We start from the raw sequence: 16661 nt of genomic DNA on the forward strand, positions 1-16661 counted from the left end.
ACAACGGCTGACCCGGCTGAGGCCACCGGAAGCGCACCGCCGTCGCCGACCGGGCGCAAGGCTACTCCCTACAAATAGGCACCGACCGCCCAGGGGACGAACTCGTTGTCGCCGATGCCGAGCGCCTCGGACTTGGACGGCTCGCCGGACGCGACCGCCAGCATCCGCGCGAAGATTTCCGCGCCCACATCGGCGATCGGCGTGCCGGTCAGGACGGGGGAGGCGTCGATGTCCATGTCTTCGTCCATCCAGGACGCCAGTTTTGCGTTCGATGCCACCTTGATCGAGGGCGCGGGCTTGGCTCCGAAAACCGAACCCCGCCCGGTGGTGAAGACGATCAGATTGGCCCCCGAGGCGATCTGGCCCGTCGCCGAACAGGGGTCGTAGCCCGGGCTGTCCATGAAGGTCAGGCCCGGCGCGGCCAGCGGCTCGGCGTATCCGATCACGTCGTTCAGCGGCGTCGATCCCGACTTGGCCACGGCCCCCAGCGACTTCTCCAGGATGGTGGTCAGCCCCCCCTTCAGATTGCCGGGCGAGGGGTTGTTGTTCAGCTCCATCCCGTGCCGGTCGGCATAGGCGCGCCACCATTCCAGCCGGGCGTTCAGCTTGTCCGCCACCCCCTGCGACACCGCGCGACGCAGCAACAGGTGTTCGGCCCCCCAGATCTCGGGCGTCTCCGACAGCATGGCCGAGCCGCCGTGCGCGACCAGCAGATCGACCGCCGCCCCCAGCGCCGGATTGGCCGTGACCCCCGACCATCCGTCCGACCCGCCGCATTGCAGGCCGACCGTCAGGTGCGAGGCCGACGCCGTCTGGCGCTTCACCTTCGCCGCCTCGTCCACGAGGTCGCGCACGATCCCGATCCCGGCCTCGATCGCGCGGGCCGTGCCGCCGGCCTCCTGAATGGTCATGGCCCGCAGGGTGGTGCCGGTCTCCAGCCCCGTCTTCGCCAGCCAGTCGGGAATCTGGTTGGCCTCACAGCCCAGGCCGACGATCAGGATGGCGGCGAAGTTCGGATGCCGCGCATAGCCGGCCAGGGTCCGCTGCAACAGTTCGACGTCGGTCGACAGGGACGATCCCCCGCATCCGCCCTGATGGGTGAAGGCCACCACCCCGTCCACACCCTCGGGCAGACTCGCGTCCGGGAACGCATCGGCGATCCGCCGCGCCACCGTCGCCGAACAGTTCACGCTGGTCAGCACCCCGATATAGTTTCGCGTCCCGACCCGGCCGTCCCTGCGCACGATGCCCTCGAACGTCGCGCCGTCGAGCGGCACCGGTGCCCGCACATCCGCCCCGACCTCGGCCTCGCGCCCGTCGTCGGCCATGGCCAGGTTGTGGACGTGGACATGATCCCCCGCCGCGATGGTAAGCCTCGCCCGCCCGATCACCTGCCCGTAACGCCGCACCAGCCCGCCCTGCGCCACCGCATGGCGCGCGACCTTGTGCCCCTGGGCGATGTCGGCCGTCGCCGCGACGTCCAGCCCTTCCGGCGTCTCACCGGCGGTGACGTCGTCGAGCGCCACGGCGATGTCATCGGCGGCATTGAGGATCAGGACACGGCTCATCCCGCCTCTTTGCCACCGGTGGACATATTGCGCAAAGTCAGAGGCGGTATCGATTGGTGGGCTCAGCGGACCTTGCGACTAGCCGGTCCAGGGGCTTAGCAGCTTGCAGCCGCTGGTCTGGAAATCGCGGACGTTTCGAGTGACGACCGTAAAGTCGTAGAGTAGCGCGGTCGCCGCGATCAACTCGTCGATCGCACCGGGCCTCCGGCCGTTGCGCTTGTTCTCGAGAGCGATGTCGGCCCACAGTTTGACGACGGCTATATCGACGTCCAGCACTCTCGCGCGATGTCGGGTCGTCAGAATGACTTGCAGACCTTCGAGAAATGCGCGCTGTCGACCGGCAACCATCGCCTGGGTCCCATGGCGCAACTCTCCGATCGTGAGAACGCTGACATACTGCAAGGGTTCGGGCGTTGCGTCGAACCAGGCCAGAAATCCGGCGTCGGGGTGTAGACGACCCGGCTCGCTGACGGCATTTGTATCCAGCAGATACACTACAACTCGACGTCCCGGCTGGGTGTCGGGTCTCGCGTCAGGTCGACGCCGTCGAAATTCATCGCCTTCAAAAGGTCTTTGAAGCCCATTGCGGCATAGGGGCTGATCAGGCGATCGTAGTCTTCCGGCGACAGGATCACACCGGCTCGCTCTCCATGCACGGTGATCGTCTGAGCGCCTTCGTTGGCGGCTCGGCGAACGACTTCCGACAGGTTGTCCTTGGCCTTGGCCAAACTCCAGTTCATGGGCCGCTCCATGGCTATCTCTTATGGCCATAATCGGATCGATGGATCGGGTCAAGAATGTTCCCGTTCCGTTTCGTCCAGAGAACAGCTATCCTCGACCCGTGACCCCCGCCATTCTCGCCCCTTCCGTACTGACCGGCACCGAGCCGTGGCTGGTCCTGCCGCCTGCCTTGGCCGTGCCCCCGGGCGCGGGGGCGATCTGTGATGACGAGGGGGCGCGGCGGATCGGGCGGGGGGCGGCCGAGGGGGTGTTCACGAGCCAAGCCGTGCTGGTAGCCCACGCCAGCCTGACGGCGCGGCGGCTGGGGTTGTCGCCTCCCGCGCGGTCGCCGGACCTGCTGGACGTGCTGGAGCTGCACGCCTTCGTCCGCCCCGCGCGGTTCTGCGCGCCGTCGCCGAGCGGCCTGGCCCTCGCGCTCGGTCTGTCGGAACCCAAGGGGGCGGAGGCCCAGGCCGAGGCCCTGAGGCACGCCGCCGGGGCCCTGCTGCGCGAACTGGCCGACCCGGCCTATCCGCATCGCGAGGACGCCTTCACCCTGGCCGAGACGCTCGGTCGCGCGAACTGGGCTTGGGCCTGGCGGGTCTCGGGCGCGCTCCAGCATGCGCCGATGCGCGAGCGGAAGTATCGCGGCTCGGGCCTCGACGCCTGGTCGCGCCTGCCGGAGTGGGAGGACGAGGCCCCGCGTGGCGAGGCCGGGTCCGCCGCCGTCGACAGCGAGTCGACCCGCATCCGTCTGGCCAAGCTGCTTCAGGCCTCGGGCCTCGACGAGACCCGTCCGACCCAGTCCGACTATGCCGCCGAGGCCGCCTACGCCTTCTCGCCGCGCGACGAGGAGGGCCGCCCGCGCGTCCTTCTGGCCGAAGCGGGGACCGGCACGGGAAAGACGCTGGGCTATCTGGCCGCCGCCTCCGTCTGGGCCGAGCGCAACCAGGGCGCCGCCTGGGTCTCGACCTATACCCGCGCCCTGCAACGCCAGATCGACCGCGAGAGCGCCGCCCTGTGGCCCGATCCCGAGGTGCGCAAGAAGAAGACCGTCGTGCGCAAGGGCCGCGAGAACTACCTCTGTCTGCTGAACCTTCAGGACATGGTCCAGGCGGCCCAGCTGGGCAACGGCGACCTGATCGGCCTGGCCCTGACCAGTCGCTGGGCCCTGCACAGTCGCGACGGCGACATGACCGGCGGCGACTTCCCCGGCTGGCTGCCCGGCCTGTTCGCCGTGGGCGCGGGGCAGCAGGCGTCGGCGGGCAATCTGGTGGATCGGCGCGGCGAATGCGTCCACGCCGCCTGTCCTCACTACCGCACCTGTTTCGTGGAAAAGACCATCCGCGCCAGCCGCCGGGCCGATCTGGTCGTCGCCAATCATGCACTCGTCATGACGCAGGCCGCCTTCGACGGCGCCCGCACCGCGCGCGGCCTGAAACAGGACAACGAGACCGCCGCCCTGAAACGCATCGTCTTCGACGAGGGCCATCATCTGTTCGACGCGGCCGACTCAGCCTTCTCCGCCTGTCTGTCGGGTCAGGAGGCGGCCGAGCTGCGCCGCTGGATCCGGGGTCCGGAGGGGCGCGGGCGGCGGGGCAGGGGGCTGGAACAGCGGCTCGGTGACCTCGTCGGCGACGACTCGGCCGCACAGAAAGCCCTTCAGGACGCCATCCGCGCCGCCGCCGCCTTCCCGGGCGAAGGCATCTCCGGCCGGATCGCCCCGCCGTCGGGCGAGGTGAACCCCGTCGGCCCGATCGAACAGTTCCTGATGGCCGCCCTGGAACAGATCCGCGCCCGCACCTCAGAGGCCGCGTCGTCGGCGTCATCCGAGTTCGGTACCGAATGCGCGGTCCGCCCCGCCACCGAGCCCTTGCTGGAGACCGCGCGCGGCGCAGCGCAGGCCATCGCCGCGCTGGAAGCGCCCCTGCTGGCCTTGGCCCGGCATCTGGAAGATATCCTCGACGACGAGGCGGCTGAGCTGGAACCGGCATCGCGCGCCCGGATCGAGGGGGCCCTGCGCGGTCTGGACCGTCGCGCCCGCATGACCCTGCCCGGTTGGCGCTCCATGCTGGCGGCGCTTCAGGACGCGGGCGACCAGCCCGATCCCGATTTCGTCGACTGGCTGTCGGTCGAGACGGCGTTCGGCCGCATCCACGACGTGGCCCTGCGCCGCCACTGGATCGACCCGACCGTGCCGCTGGAAGCCGCCGTCATCCTGCCCTCGCACGGCGTGCTGGTGACCTCGGCGACCCTGTCCGATCCGCTCGCCGAGGCCGGTGGCGGCGACCTGTTCGACATGGCGCGGATGCGCACCGGCTCGGCCCGGCTGATCGACCCGCCGCGTACGCTGAAGGTCGAAAGCCCGTTCGACTATGCCTCGAACAGCCGGGTCATCGTCGTCACCGACGTGGCCAAGGACGATCCGCGCCAGACGGCGGCGGCCATGCGCGAACTGTTCCTGGCGGCCGGCGGCGGGTCGCTGGGCCTGTTCACCGCCATTCGCCGGCTGAAGGCCGTCTATGAACGGCTCGGGCCCGATCTGGCGAAGGCCCAGATCCCCCTCTACGCCCAGCACGTCGATCCGCTGGAGGTCGGTGCCCTGGTCGATATCTTCCGCGCCGAACAGGACAGCTGCCTGTTGGGCACCGATGCGGTCCGCGACGGGGTCGACGTGCCCGGCCGAAGCCTGCGGCTCCTCGCCTTCGACCGCGTCCCCTGGCCCCGCCCCGACCTGCTGCACAAGGCCCGGCGCCTCAAGTTCGGCGGGGAAGCCGCCGCCGGACGCGGCTATGACGACTCGCTCGCCCGCGCCCGCATCGCCCAGGCGTTCGGCCGCCTGATCCGCCGTGCCGACGACAAGGGGGTCTTCGTCATGCTCGACGCCGCCACCCCCACCCGCCTGTTCGCCAGCCTGCCCCCCGGCGCCGAGGTCCAGCGCATGGGCCTGGTCGACGCGATCGAGCTGACGAAGGGGTTTCTGGAAGGTCGTGATTAGTGGCTGGTGGCTTGCGATGAGCATCTCTGAGCGGCTTCTGTTGCGTCCCATGACCGTGGCGTCGAGGACGCGGCGATCACCACCCACCAGCCACCAACCACCTCCCAACCCCCACTCCCGCTTGCCTGTGGCCCCATCCTTCCCCACACTGAAGGCCTACCGGACGCTCCAGAGGCTTCGGAATGCCGTTGGATCGCGAAAGAGACCGAATGCGTAAGAGATTCCTGGCCGGCGGCGTCGTGATTGCGCTCGGCCTGACCGGCATGACCGTGGCGACCCAGACGCCGCGCAACGAAACCTTCCGCATGCTGCAACTGTTCGGCGACGTCATCGCCGTGGTCGAACAGGCCTATGTCGTGCCCGTCGACAACAAGAAGCTGGTCGAGGCGGCCCTGGCCGGGATGATGACGGCGCTGGATCCCCACTCCAACTATCTGCCGCCGGACGGCTATGAGGATCTGCAGGAGCGGACGAGCGGCGAATACTCCGGCGTCGGCCTGACCATCACCGCCGAGGGCGGGCTGGTGAAGGTGATCTCGCCGATGGACAACTCCCCGGCCGGTCGCGCGGGCGTCCAGGCCGGCGACGTGATCTCGGCCATCGACGGCCAGAACGCAGCGGGCATGACGGTCTCTCAGGTCTCCGAGAAACTGCGCGGCGCCATGGGTACATCCGTGACCGTGACCTTCCTGCGCGACGGCGAGGAGGCCCGCGAGGTCGTCCTGACCCGCGAGGTCATCAAGGTCGAGAGCGTCACCGGCCGTCTGGAAGGCGACTTCGGCTATCTGCGCATCTCGACCTTCAACGAGAACACCGGCCGCGAACTGACCGAGACCATCACCCGGCTTAAGGCCGAACGTCCCGGCCTCAAGGGCTTCGTGCTGGACCTGCGCAACAACGGCGGCGGCCTGCTGACCGCCGCCATCGACGTGTCCGACGCCTTCCTCGAACGCGGCGAGATCGTCAGCCAGCGGGGCCGCAAGCCCGAACAGATCGAACGTTATGCCGCCAAGCCCGGCGACCTGAGCGGCGGCCTGCCTCTGGTGGTGCTGGTCAACTACGGCTCGGCCTCGGCGTCCGAGATCGTCGCCGGTGCGCTGAAGGACCATGAGCGGGCCACGATCGTCGGCCTGACCAGCTTCGGCAAGGGCTCGGTCCAGACGGTGATCCCGCTGGGCGGCGGCCGCGACGGGGCCCTGTCGATCACCACGGCGCGCTACTACACCCCCTCCGGCGCCTCGATCCAGAAGATCGGCATCGAGCCCGACCTCGAGGTCGCCCGCACGGAAGCCGAGGCGAAGATCGTCTCGCGCTCCAGCTTCATCTATTCCGAGGCCGCCTATTCCACGGCGCTGGACGCCTCCATCGGGGCCGAACGCAAGGGGCCCCACGTGCCGCGCGAAGCCCCCGGTCCCGACTTCGACAAGGACAAGGACTATCAGCTGGAACGCGCGCTCGACGTGCTTCGCGCCGGCGGCGACCTGACCCGGCTGGCCGCCGCGCCCACGGGCGTCGTCGTCACCGATCCGAACGCGGCCCCGGTCGAGACCGCGGAGGCGACCGAAACGCCCCCGGCCTCGCCCCAGCGCGCTCCGGAGATCACGCCCGGCAACGTCCCGACTCCCCAGGAACGCCGCCGTTAGCCGTCCTTCATGGCTAATGCCCCGTTAGGCTTTCTTAACCGCCGCACGCCACAGTGAGCCGGAAGGAGCCGTCATCGCGGTTCCGCCAAAGGCCTACCGAGCGTTCGTCCGTGTCCATGTTCGCCAAACGTCAGTCCGCCCTGGCCGCCACCGCCGGCAGCCCGCCCCAGCCGCGCGGCCCGGGGTTGAACCTCGCCCAGATCGCCGCCGTCCTGAAGCGTCCGCCCGTCGCCGTGGGCGTCGCCGGCCTGTCGCTGATCGCGGCCGCCGCCCTGTTCCTGACCGTGCTCGGTGATCCCCGCGCCGGAACCCCCACCGCCCGCGCCAGCCTGACCCGCGCCGCCCCGGCCGCCGCTCCCGCCCCGACCGGCGCAGAGGCCTTCGGCTTCGACGGTTTCGGAGCGTGGCAGGATCTCGGCGGCGACCCCACCATGGACCCGGCCCTGATGGGCGGTGCGGCCGGCGGCGACGCCCTGATCACCCTGCCCGACGGCGCGACCGTGTCCGGCGGCGGATCGGCGATCAGCGCCCCCGTCCGCCCCGCCTCGCCCCTTCCGGCCGCCCCCATCGCAGGCCTCAGCCAGCCCGGCCCGGCCGGTCCCCTGCCGGTCATCGCCGCCGACGGCCGCGTCCCGGCCCAGGCCTATGCCCGTCCCTTCCGTCCCAACGGCAAGCCCCGCGTCGCCCTCATCGTCGGCGGTCTCGGCCTCAATGCCGTGACCACCCGCGCCGCCATCGAACGCCTGCCGGCCGAGGTCACCCTGAGCTTCGTCCCCTATGCCGAGGGCTTGCAGGGCTGGATCGACCTGGCCCGCGCCCAGGGCCATGAGGTCATGATCGAGATCCCGATGGAGCCGACCGGCTATCCCGACAACGATCCGGGCCCCCAGACCCTGCTGTCCTCCGGCACGCCCGACGACATCGAGGCGCGGATGGCCTGGCTGCTGGGTCGCGCGACCGGCTATTTCGGGGTGACGAACTATCTCGGCGACCGGTTCGTGACCTCCGACACCGGCATGGGGGCCTTCATGGGAATCCTGCGCCAGCGAGGCCTGGCCTTCCTCGACGACGGATCGGCGCGTCGCCGCCCCGGCGCCTGGGCCCGCGCCAGCGCCGACACCATCATCGACGAGACCCAGACCCCCGCCGCCATCATCGGTCGCCTGAATGTGCTGGAGGCCGCCGCCAAGCAACGCGGCGCTGCGCTGGGCACCGGCTTCAGCTATCCCGTCACGGTCGAGGCCGCCGCCCGCTGGACCGCAGGCCTCGAATCACGAGGACTCCAGTTGGCCCCCGCTTCATCCATGACCCAGCGCCCCGGCCGCTGAGCGGCGTCGTCAAACCTGCCTCAGGTCGTTCCCCGCCGGGGTCCCGGCATAGGCGTCGATTTCGTTGGCCGAGCCCAGGGCGACGGCGCAGCGCTCGTGCAGGTTCCGGGGGATGACGTCGAGGATCGGGGTCACGCCGTCGGTGGTGGCCTTGCCCCCTGCGCGTTCGATCAACAGGGCCATGGGCGCGCCTTCGTACAGCAGCCGCAGCTTGCCGGGCCGATCGGGCTCGCGCTGGTCCCACGGATAGAGGAAAACCCCGCCGCGCATCAGGACGCGGTGAACGTCCGCGACCATGGCCGCGACCCACCGCATGTTGAAATCCTTGCCCCGGGGCCCGGTCTTGCCCGCCAGGCAGTCGTCGATATAGGCGCGCACCGCCGGGGCCCAGTGGCGGCGGTTCGACATGTTGATGGCGAACTCCTTCGTATCGGCCGGCACGACGATATCGGGGTTGGTCAGATGCCAGCGCCCTTGCGCGTCCAGGGTAAAGCCCGTCACCCCGCCCGACAGGGTCAGCACCAGCATGGTCTGTGCCCCATAGACCGCATAGCCGGCCCCGACCTGTTTGCGGCCCCCGATCAGGAAGTCGGCCTCGACGGGCGCGCGACCCTCGGGCGCCGGCAGGATGGAGAAGATGGTCCCCACCGGCGCATTGATGTCGATATTGGATGATCCGTCGAGCGGATCGAAGGTGACCAGGTAACCGCCCGTGCGGCCGGTCGGCTCGATCAGGTCCATCTCCTCGGACCCCACGGCGGCGACGGGCTGACAGGCCTTCAGCCGTTCGGTCAGCATGTCGTTGGTCATGACGTCGAGCTTCTTCTGCTCCTCGTCCTGCACATTGGCCGTGCCCGCCAGCCCCAGCGCCCCGGCCAGCCCGCCCAGTCGCACGACGCCCGCGATGGCCACGCACTCGGTGGCGATGGCTGCGACCACGACCTTCAGGGCCTCGGGTACATCCTGTCCGGCCAGGTGATCGTCGAGTGTAGGGTAGGCGGCGGTCATGGGCGGCAATCCGTGCTGTCGAACGAGGGTGTCCTATCGCGACCCGCCGCCTTCGTCACCTGAGAAGCCGTCACCCTCTCTGAGGCTAGGGGGCGATCAGCACCCACAGCCCGGTCAGGGCGAACCCCGCCGCCGCCGCCATGCGGATGTATTTCAGCGGCAACCGCTTCGCCGCCGCCTCGCCCATGAAGACGGCGGGCCCGTTGACCAGCATCATCCCCAGTGTGGATCCGGCGACCACCAGAGGCAGGGTCTCGAACCGGGCGGCCAGGGCGGCGGTGGCGATCTGGGTCTTGTCGCCCATCTCGACCAGGAAGAAGGCGACCGTGGTGGCCCAGAAGACGGCCAGCGCGGTTTTCTGCGGTTTCACCCCGCCCTCGTCGTCGTCGAGCGTGTCGGGGATCAGGGCCCAGGCGGCGAACCCCAGAAAGGCGATCCCGACGATCCACCTCATCCACGGCCCGCTCAGGAAATGCGCGAACAGGGTCCCGGCCAGGGCGGCCAGGGCGTGGTTGGCCAGGGTGGCGATCAGAATTCCGGCGATGATCGGCACGGGCCGTCGCCATGTCGCGGCGAGCGCAATGGCCAGCAGCATGGTCTTGTCGCCGATCTCGGCGATGGCGACCAGACCGGTCGAAACAAGGAAAGCTTCCATTCGGGCACGTCATGCGCGGGGCGTCGGCGGACAGACCAAGGCGTTCGCAACCGAGGCCCCGCGTGAAGCACCCTTGCGAAAACCAGCGGTCTTGCCGTGACGACCTCGATCGAGCGATCGAAGTCTCCTTCCCGCGCCATCCTCTCCGGGGAGAGGAAGTATGTTGACGCGGGCCCCGCTGAGAACTGCGGGCGGCTACTCCCCGATGACAGGTCGCGGCTTTAGCGGCGTCGGTGCCGTCGGGGCAAGCGAGAGCGACTCGCAAAGTCCCGTCAGCGCGGCTGCGATATCAACCAGTCCAGCGCCCCATTCGCCGCCACCAGCCCAGACGCCAGCGAGGCCTGGAGCAGATAGCCCCCGGTCGGAGCCTCCCAGTCCAGCATTTCTCCGGCGATGAAGACCCCCGGCCGCGAGGCCAGCATCAGCCGTTCATCCAGACTTTCGAACTGCACTCCGCCGGCGGTGGAGATGGCCCGGTCCAGCCCCTGCATTCCCGTCAGGGTCAGGCGCACGGCCTTGATCCGGCGCGCCAGCTTGTCGGACCCCGTCGGGATTGCTCCGGGGATCTCGCGCAGCACGGCGATGGCCGCGGGCGACAGGCCGCCGGCCTTGCGCAACAGGTTGTTCATACTGTCCTTGGACCGCGCGTCGTCCAGCCGCGCGGCCAGGGCCTCGACGCTCAGGTCCGGTCTCAGGTCGATCGTCAGCACCGCCGACCCGTCCCGCGCGATCGCCTCGCGCAACGGCCCCGACAGGGCATAGACCGCGCCCCCCTCCAGCCCATAGCGGGTCAACATCACCTCGCCTTTCACTGGGCCTACCGCGCCTTGCGCTGCTTGAGGCCGGGGGTCCGCGATGCTGAGAGAGACCGCCTTCAACGGCTGTCCCGCCGCCCGCTCGATCAGGATCGGCGACCAGGCCACGTCGAACCCGGCGTTGGCGGGCCGGAGCGGCGAAACCTCCGCCCCCGCCCCCTCGAGATCGCCGACCCAGGCCCCGTCCGACCCGAGCCGGGGCCAGCTCGCGCCGCCCAGCGCCAGCACGACCGCGTCGGGCCGCTCGACCACCGGGCCTTCGGCCGTGTCGAACGTCACGCCGTCCTCGGCCCAGCCCGTCCAGCGCGACCGGGTCCGAAGTGTGACCCCCAGCTCCCCGAGCCGCGCCAGCCAGGCCCGGACCAGGGGCGAGGCCTTCATCGCGCGCGGAAACACCCGGCCGCTCGACCCCACGAAGGTCGGCTGGCCCAGCCCCTCGGCCCAGGCCGTCAGGTCGTCCGGCGAAAAGGCGTCGAGCCAGTCCGACACCACCCCCGCCCGCTCGCCGTATCGGCTCAGAAACGCGGTCTGTTCCTCGGTATGGGTCAGGTTCAGCCCCCCGCGCCCGGCCAGCAACAGCTTACGCGCCGGCGACGGCATCCGCTCGTGCACGGTCACCACGGCCCCGGCCCGGGCCAGGACCTCGGCGGCCATCAGCCCGGCGGGGCCCGCCCCGATGACGGTGACGGACGGGGCGGAGGCGGTGGGAATGTCGGACATGGGCCCTCCTAGCCGATCCGCTGGGAACTTGCAGGGCCTACAGGCTATACACTGGGTCATGAGCGTCGCCTTCACCCGTGAGGAAGACCTGGAGGCCACGGCCGCCGATCTTCCCGACCGTCCGATTTCCCCCCACGCCAACCTCGTCACCCCTGACGGTCTGGCGGCGATCGAACGCGAACTGGCCTCGGCCCGCGCGGCCTACAGCGGTGCTCAGGCCCACGGCTCGATCGAGGCCGACCGCACCGCCATGGCCCGCGCGACCCGCGACCTCCGCTACTGGTCCGCCCGCCGCGCCAATGCCCAGCTGGTCGAGACCACGGCCGACGGCACGGTCCGCTTCGGCGGCTCGGTCACCATCGAACGCGAGGACGGCCGCACCCAGACCTGGGCCATCGTCGGCGAGGACGAGGCCGATCCCGCCACCGGCTCCGTCAGCCACGTCTCCCCCCTCGCCCGCGCCCTCACCGGCAAGCGGGTCGGCGACGAGGCGGTGGTGGCGGGTCAGTCGGTCGAGGTCGTCGCGGTGGACTGACCGGGGTCAGACCACCTCGCCCCGCAGCAGCCTCGGCAGATCGCCCGTCGCGCCGCCGGCTTCGCGCATGAAGGCGCGGCGCAGCGGGCCGATGCGATTCACGGCGGCCATGCCGAGGTCGCGGGCCAGCCGGATCGGGGCGTGGTCGTTGGAGAACAGCCGCACGAAGCCGTCGAACCCGGCGGCCAGCGCCGCATTGTCGAACCGGCGCCAGCGGGCGTACTGCTCCAGCACCCCGACCGAGCCGATATCGAGCCCCAGCCGCATCGCCTCGATCAGCACCTCGGCCAGGGCGGCGGCGTCCTTCAGGCCCATGTTCAGCCCTTGGCCCGCGACCGGATGCACCCCGTGGGCCGCGTCGCCGATCAGGGCGGTACGCGGCGCGGTCAGGGCCTCGGCCAGGTCGAGCGCCAGCGGATAGACGAAGCGGGGCCCCTCAGGCGTCGCGCCGTCCAGGAACTCGCCGAAGCGCCGCATCAGGTGCGACTGAAAGGCCTCGTCCGAGCAGTCGCGCAGGGCCTCGGCCGCCCGGGTCGTCTCGGTCCAGACCAGGCTGGCGCGCTGGTCGGTCAGCGGCAGGATGGCGAACGGGCCCGAGGGCAGGAAATACTCGTGGGCGACCCCGCCGTGGGGGCGACCCAGCCGGACCGTGGCCACGACCCCGCTCTGGCCATAGGCCCAGCCGACCGTGCCGATGCCGGCGGCCTTGCGCACGACCGAACCCCGCCCCTCGGCCCCGACGACCAGGGGTGCGCGCAGGACCGCGCCGTCCGCCAGACCCACGCTCGCCCCGAAGCCGTCGGTGGCGACCGACGCGACCGACGCAGGCGCCCGCACCTCGATCCCGGCATCCGTCACGCCCTGCGCCAGGGCGGCGCGGATGTGGCGGTTCTCGACCATGTATCCGAGGGGTTCCCCCCCGTTGGCGTCACCGATCTCGGCCGCGTCGAATCGCAGATAGGCCGGGGACATGGCTTTCGACGCCGCGCCGGGCCTGCGTCCGTCGGTGACCAGGATGTGATCCATGCGACAGGCGTTCGGTCGCAAGGCCTCGCCGACCCCCAGCGCATCCAGCATCCGGAAGGTCGAATAGGCCACCGCCGTCGATCGCCCGTCGAAGGTCGGCGCGAGCTGGGCGGAGAAGGGCTGGGGGTCGATCAGCACGACCTTCAGCCCGCCTTGCGCGGCGGCGAGGGCGAATGTCGCGCCGGCCATTCCGGCGCCGGCGATGATGACGTCATGGGTGAAGGGCGAGGCCATGGCCGCTTGTCGCGCCGCAGCAGCCCGACGTCCAGTGGCGGGAGGTCGCAGACCCTGAAAGCCGTTCACCTTCGCTTCACCCTTTCCGCACACCGGGCGTCAAGACGGCCGTGCCTAGGGTGCCGGTTGATATCGGAGGGCCAGAATGGCGCGCGCACAGTTTCAAAAGGGCCAGAAGGTCTGGGTCGAATGCGTCGGCGCATGGGCCAGTATCGAAAAGGTCCAGCCGGTCTGGGCCAAGGGTTTCGACGAACCGGTGCGTGTCACCTACGACATCGGCCTGGGCCGGGAGTTCATGGCCAATGAGCTGATGCTGCCGGTCGAGGACGAGGCGGGGTCGGACTTGGGCGACTGGCGGCTGCTGCGGGCCAGGAACAAGTGGCAACAGGCGGACGACGTGCCGCATCATCCCGTGCCGGGCACCTATCCCGTCGTGGTCACCGATCCGGCCGACTGGGGCGGCTGGCGGGTGCCGGGAGCCGAATACGACCGCGATCCCGAGCGGATCGAGTTTCAGGCCCGGCTGATCGCGGCCGCGCCGCGCCTGATGGCCCTGGCTCAGGCCCTGGTCGACAGCGTCGCCGAAAGCCCCGACGACGCCCCGCCCGAGACCCTGGCCCTGGCCCGCAGGGCCCGCGACGTGCTCAAGACCGTCACCGACGTCCTGGCCCCGCCGCCCGAACAGGCCGCGTCGAGGCCCCGCGTCGCCGCCTGAATCGTCCAAAGGTTTGGTTAACCAAGCCTCGACAGGATTCCGCGACGCAGCCTAGATTCCAGGCTTCAGCGAATCGTGCGCGCCCGAAGGTCCGCATCGGCCTGTAATGCGTCTGGACGAACGGGGAGAAGGCCTTGCGGGGCACGGAGCGCCGCTATCAGGGAGCAGGCCGCCGGGCTTCGGACGCCGGTGGCGGAACGCTGGCCGGATGGATCCGCGTCGGTGTCCTGACCCTGGCCCTGTGCGTCGCTGCCTATGTCCTGCTGGTCGCGCGAGAGACGGCCCGGCCCGAGCGTGAGCTGGAGACGTTGCGCGCCCGCGTCATCGCCGACGACGCCCGGCTGTTCGCCGCCGAGATGGACGCCCGGCTTCGGGCGACCGATGCGGCGATGACGGCCGGGGCCGTGGCTCTGCGCGCCCGTCCGACCCGCCCGCTGGACGCCATCGAGGCGGCCCGCGTGCTGGCCCCCGAAACCGCCTTCGCCGTCATGTCCCCGACCGGCGAGACCCTGGCCGCCGCGGGCGCACCGGGCGGGGCCTTTGTCCAGACCGGCACCACACCGGCATCGGCACCGCCCGCACTCGGCGTCGCGACCGACGGCAAAGCCCTGGTGCAGCGCTCGGCGGGCAACGGCAACCGGATGGCCGCGCGGATTCCCTTGACCGCTCCGGCCGGATCTGGGGGCGAGGACGGGGTCTCCCTGTCGCTGGCCCTGGCCGGAGGTCAGGTCGTCCCGGTCGCCGGGGTCGATCATCCCGCGATCGATGGCTCGACCCTGTCCGCAGCCACCGGGTCGATCGATACGCGCAGTCCGAACGGCCTCGCCCTGCACACCGTCGCCGCTCCGCTCGGGTCCAGCGGTCTTCACGCCCTGGCCTCGCGTCGTGCCGGAGGGGCCACCAGCCTGCTGGGCGACGTCTGGGTCCTGGCCGCCCCCATCGCCCTCGGCCTACTGGTGATCGTCCTTCTGCTGTTGCAACGCTGGCGACAGAAGCGCGCCGGTCGCGACTGGGCCGAGACCGAGCACCGGTTTCGCGTCGCCGTCGAGGCGGCGCGTTGCGGCGTATGGGAATGGGATCTCGAGCTCGAGGAGGTGGTGATCTCCGACTATATGGCGACCCTGCTGGGCCTGCCCCAGGGCGGGGTGGTCGCGGCCGAGGATGTGTTCGCCCAGGTCCATCCCAAATACCGCGAGATCGTCCAGCATGCCCTGAGCCAGGCCGCGACCTTCGGCGCCTTCGAGACCACCTTCCCCGTCACCGGCCCCGACGGGACCGTGCGCTGGATCGACGCCCGGGGCCAGGCGCGCGGGGCCCGCACCGAGGAAGGGTTCGCATCGATCCTGGGCGTCGCCCTCGACATCACCGAGGCCCGCCGCGCCAAGGCCCATGCCCAGGCCGCCGAGAGCCGGCTGCGCGACGGGATCGAGAGCGTGTCCGACGCCTTTGCCCTGTTCGACCGCCAGGGCCGGCTGATCCTGTGCAACCAGGCCTTCAAGGACGCCTTCGGCCTCCAGCCCGAGATGACCCGGCGCGGCGCCTCCAAGGACGAGCTGAACCGGATCGCGGCCCTGGCCATCAAATGCGAACACCCGGCCTCCAGCGACCGGGCCGGGGTGCATGAGGTCGAGCTGCACGACGGCCGCTGGCTTCAGCTGTCGGAGCGGTTCACCTCGGACGGCGGGGCGGTGGTCACCGCCACCGACCTGACCACCATCAAGCGCCAGGAGGCCGAAACCCAGCGCGCCGCCGCCTCCCTGCGCGCCACGGTCGACCAGCTGGAATCGAGCCAGGAAAAACTCAGCCTGCTGGCCCGCAAATACGAGATCGCCATGACCCGCGCCGAGGCCGCCAACCAGGCCAAGTCCGAGTTCCTGGCCAATATGAGCCACGAGTTGCGCACCCCCCTGAACGCCATCAACGGCTTCTCGGAGATCATGGCCGGCGAGATGTTCGGCCCCGTCGGCGACGCCCGCTACAAGGGCTATGCGGGCGACATCCTGAAGTCGGGCCAGCATCTGCTCAGCCTGATCAACGACATCCTCGACATGGCCAAGATCGAGGCCGGCAAGATGACCCTGCACTACGAAAAGGTGTCGCTGAAGGAGGTCTGCGAGGACGCGCTCAGGCTGATGCGCGGCAAGGCCGAGGAAGCGGGCCTGACCCTGGTGCTGGACGCGCCCGACCTGCCCGACATCGACGCCGACCAGCGCGGGATGAAGCAGGTGATGCTGAACCTGATCTCCAACGCCATCAAATTCACGCCCGAGGGCGGGTCGGTCACCGTCTCGGTGCGCGAGATCGAACGCGGCCGCCAGAAGGTCTCGGTCGCCGACACCGGCATCGGCATCGCCGCCGAGGACCTGGGCCGGCTGGCCCGCCCGTTCGAACAGGTCGAGGGCCAGCATTCCAAGACCACCCAGGGCACCGGACTGGGCCTGGCCCTGACCAAGTCCCTGATCGAGATGCACCACGGCCTGATGACCATGGACAGCGAACCCGGCAGCGGCACGGTGGTCAGCTTCGACCTGCCGGTGATGCGCCCCGCCGAGCTCACGATCGACCAGGCCCGCGCGGCGTAAGGGGGGTCGGACAAGCGAGATTTCCTTCTCCCCTTGCGGGAGAAGGTGGCTGAGCGAAGCGAAGTCGGATGAGGGGTCACGCAGACCTTCGGAATCGGCGCTCGCTCAACCCAC

The 16661-nt window shown here is 70.3% G+C and carries 13 protein-coding genes and 1 riboswitch; of the genes, 6 read left to right on the forward strand and 7 right to left on the reverse strand.

Translation table 11 applies throughout. The features are described 5' to 3' along the window. Positions 1-68: 68 nt before the first annotated feature. The 3 genes from O5K39_RS05390 to O5K39_RS05400 all read right to left on the reverse strand — a co-directional run bounded on the left by O5K39_RS05390 (position 69) and on the right by O5K39_RS05400 (position 2308). Positions 69-1568, reverse strand: a complete 1500-nt coding sequence (locus O5K39_RS05390) for an altronate dehydratase family protein (RefSeq protein WP_271146255.1) — start codon at positions 1566-1568, stop codon at positions 69-71. 78 nt (positions 1569-1646) lie between these two features. Beyond that, complete coding sequence (locus O5K39_RS05395; RefSeq protein ID WP_271146256.1) at positions 1647-2063, reverse strand: type II toxin-antitoxin system VapC family toxin; 417 nt, start codon at positions 2061-2063, stop codon at positions 1647-1649. Then, positions 2063-2308, reverse strand: coding sequence for a type II toxin-antitoxin system Phd/YefM family antitoxin (locus O5K39_RS05400; RefSeq protein WP_271146257.1), 246 nt, complete (start codon positions 2306-2308; stop codon positions 2063-2065). The genes O5K39_RS05395 and O5K39_RS05400 overlap by 1 nt, the downstream gene beginning before the upstream one ends. Before the next feature lie 101 nt (positions 2309-2409). On the opposite strand from O5K39_RS05400, the gene O5K39_RS05405 reads away from it, so the two are divergent. From O5K39_RS05405 to O5K39_RS05415, 3 genes are all read left to right on the forward strand, one after another. Continuing rightward, positions 2410-5286 carry an ATP-dependent DNA helicase gene (locus tag O5K39_RS05405; RefSeq protein WP_271146258.1) on the forward strand — a complete coding sequence of 959 codons (2877 nt, stop codon included), beginning with the start codon at positions 2410-2412 and terminating at the stop codon, positions 5284-5286. A gap of 209 nt (positions 5287-5495) precedes the next feature. After that, positions 5496-6929 carry a S41 family peptidase gene (locus O5K39_RS05410; protein ID WP_271146259.1) on the forward strand — a complete coding sequence of 478 codons (1434 nt, stop codon included), beginning with the start codon at positions 5496-5498 and terminating at the stop codon, positions 6927-6929. A gap of 116 nt (positions 6930-7045) precedes the next feature. Then, on the forward strand, positions 7046-8257 hold the full coding sequence (locus O5K39_RS05415; RefSeq protein WP_271147106.1) for a divergent polysaccharide deacetylase family protein: 1212 nt from the start codon (positions 7046-7048) through the stop codon (positions 8255-8257). A 9-nt stretch (positions 8258-8266) separates the two neighbouring features. On the opposite strand, the gene O5K39_RS05420 is transcribed toward O5K39_RS05415, so the two are convergent. The 3 genes from O5K39_RS05420 to O5K39_RS05430 form a co-directional block, all read right to left on the reverse strand. Further along, complete coding sequence (locus tag O5K39_RS05420) at positions 8267-9265, reverse strand: class 1 fructose-bisphosphatase (protein ID WP_271146260.1); 999 nt, start codon at positions 9263-9265, stop codon at positions 8267-8269. Between the two features lie 85 nt (positions 9266-9350). After that, positions 9351-9920 carry a TMEM165/GDT1 family protein gene (locus tag O5K39_RS05425; RefSeq protein ID WP_271146261.1) on the reverse strand — a complete coding sequence of 190 codons (570 nt, stop codon included), beginning with the start codon at positions 9918-9920 and terminating at the stop codon, positions 9351-9353. 18 nt (positions 9921-9938) lie between these two features. Further along, positions 9939-10136: riboswitch (yybP-ykoY riboswitch) on the reverse strand. Between the two features lie 56 nt (positions 10137-10192). Further along, positions 10193-11455 (reverse strand): TIGR03862 family flavoprotein, encoded by a 1263-nt coding sequence (locus O5K39_RS05430; RefSeq protein WP_271146262.1) that lies wholly within the window; start codon positions 11453-11455, stop codon positions 10193-10195. Positions 11456-11513: 58 nt separating this feature from the next. On the opposite strand from O5K39_RS05430, the gene greA reads away from it, so the two are divergent. Further along, complete coding sequence (gene greA, locus O5K39_RS05435) at positions 11514-11990, forward strand: transcription elongation factor GreA (RefSeq protein ID WP_271146263.1); 477 nt, start codon at positions 11514-11516, stop codon at positions 11988-11990. 6 nt (positions 11991-11996) lie between these two features. On the opposite strand, the gene O5K39_RS05440 is transcribed toward greA, so the two are convergent. Next, positions 11997-13250 (reverse strand): UbiH/UbiF/VisC/COQ6 family ubiquinone biosynthesis hydroxylase, encoded by a 1254-nt coding sequence (locus O5K39_RS05440; RefSeq protein ID WP_271146264.1) that lies wholly within the window; start codon positions 13248-13250, stop codon positions 11997-11999. Between the two features lie 145 nt (positions 13251-13395). Here O5K39_RS05440 and O5K39_RS05445 point away from each other — a divergent pair, with 145 nt between their 5' ends. Further along, positions 13396-13965 carry a hypothetical protein gene (locus O5K39_RS05445; protein ID WP_271146265.1) on the forward strand — a complete coding sequence of 190 codons (570 nt, stop codon included), beginning with the start codon at positions 13396-13398 and terminating at the stop codon, positions 13963-13965. A 134-nt stretch (positions 13966-14099) separates the two neighbouring features. Then, positions 14100-16547 (forward strand): ATP-binding protein, encoded by a 2448-nt coding sequence (locus O5K39_RS05450; protein WP_271146266.1) that lies wholly within the window; start codon positions 14100-14102, stop codon positions 16545-16547. The last annotated feature ends 114 nt before the right edge of the window (positions 16548-16661 follow it).

The organism is Brevundimonas sp. NIBR10 (assembly GCF_027912515.1).
Taxonomy (GTDB): Bacteria; Pseudomonadota; Alphaproteobacteria; order Caulobacterales; family Caulobacteraceae; genus Brevundimonas.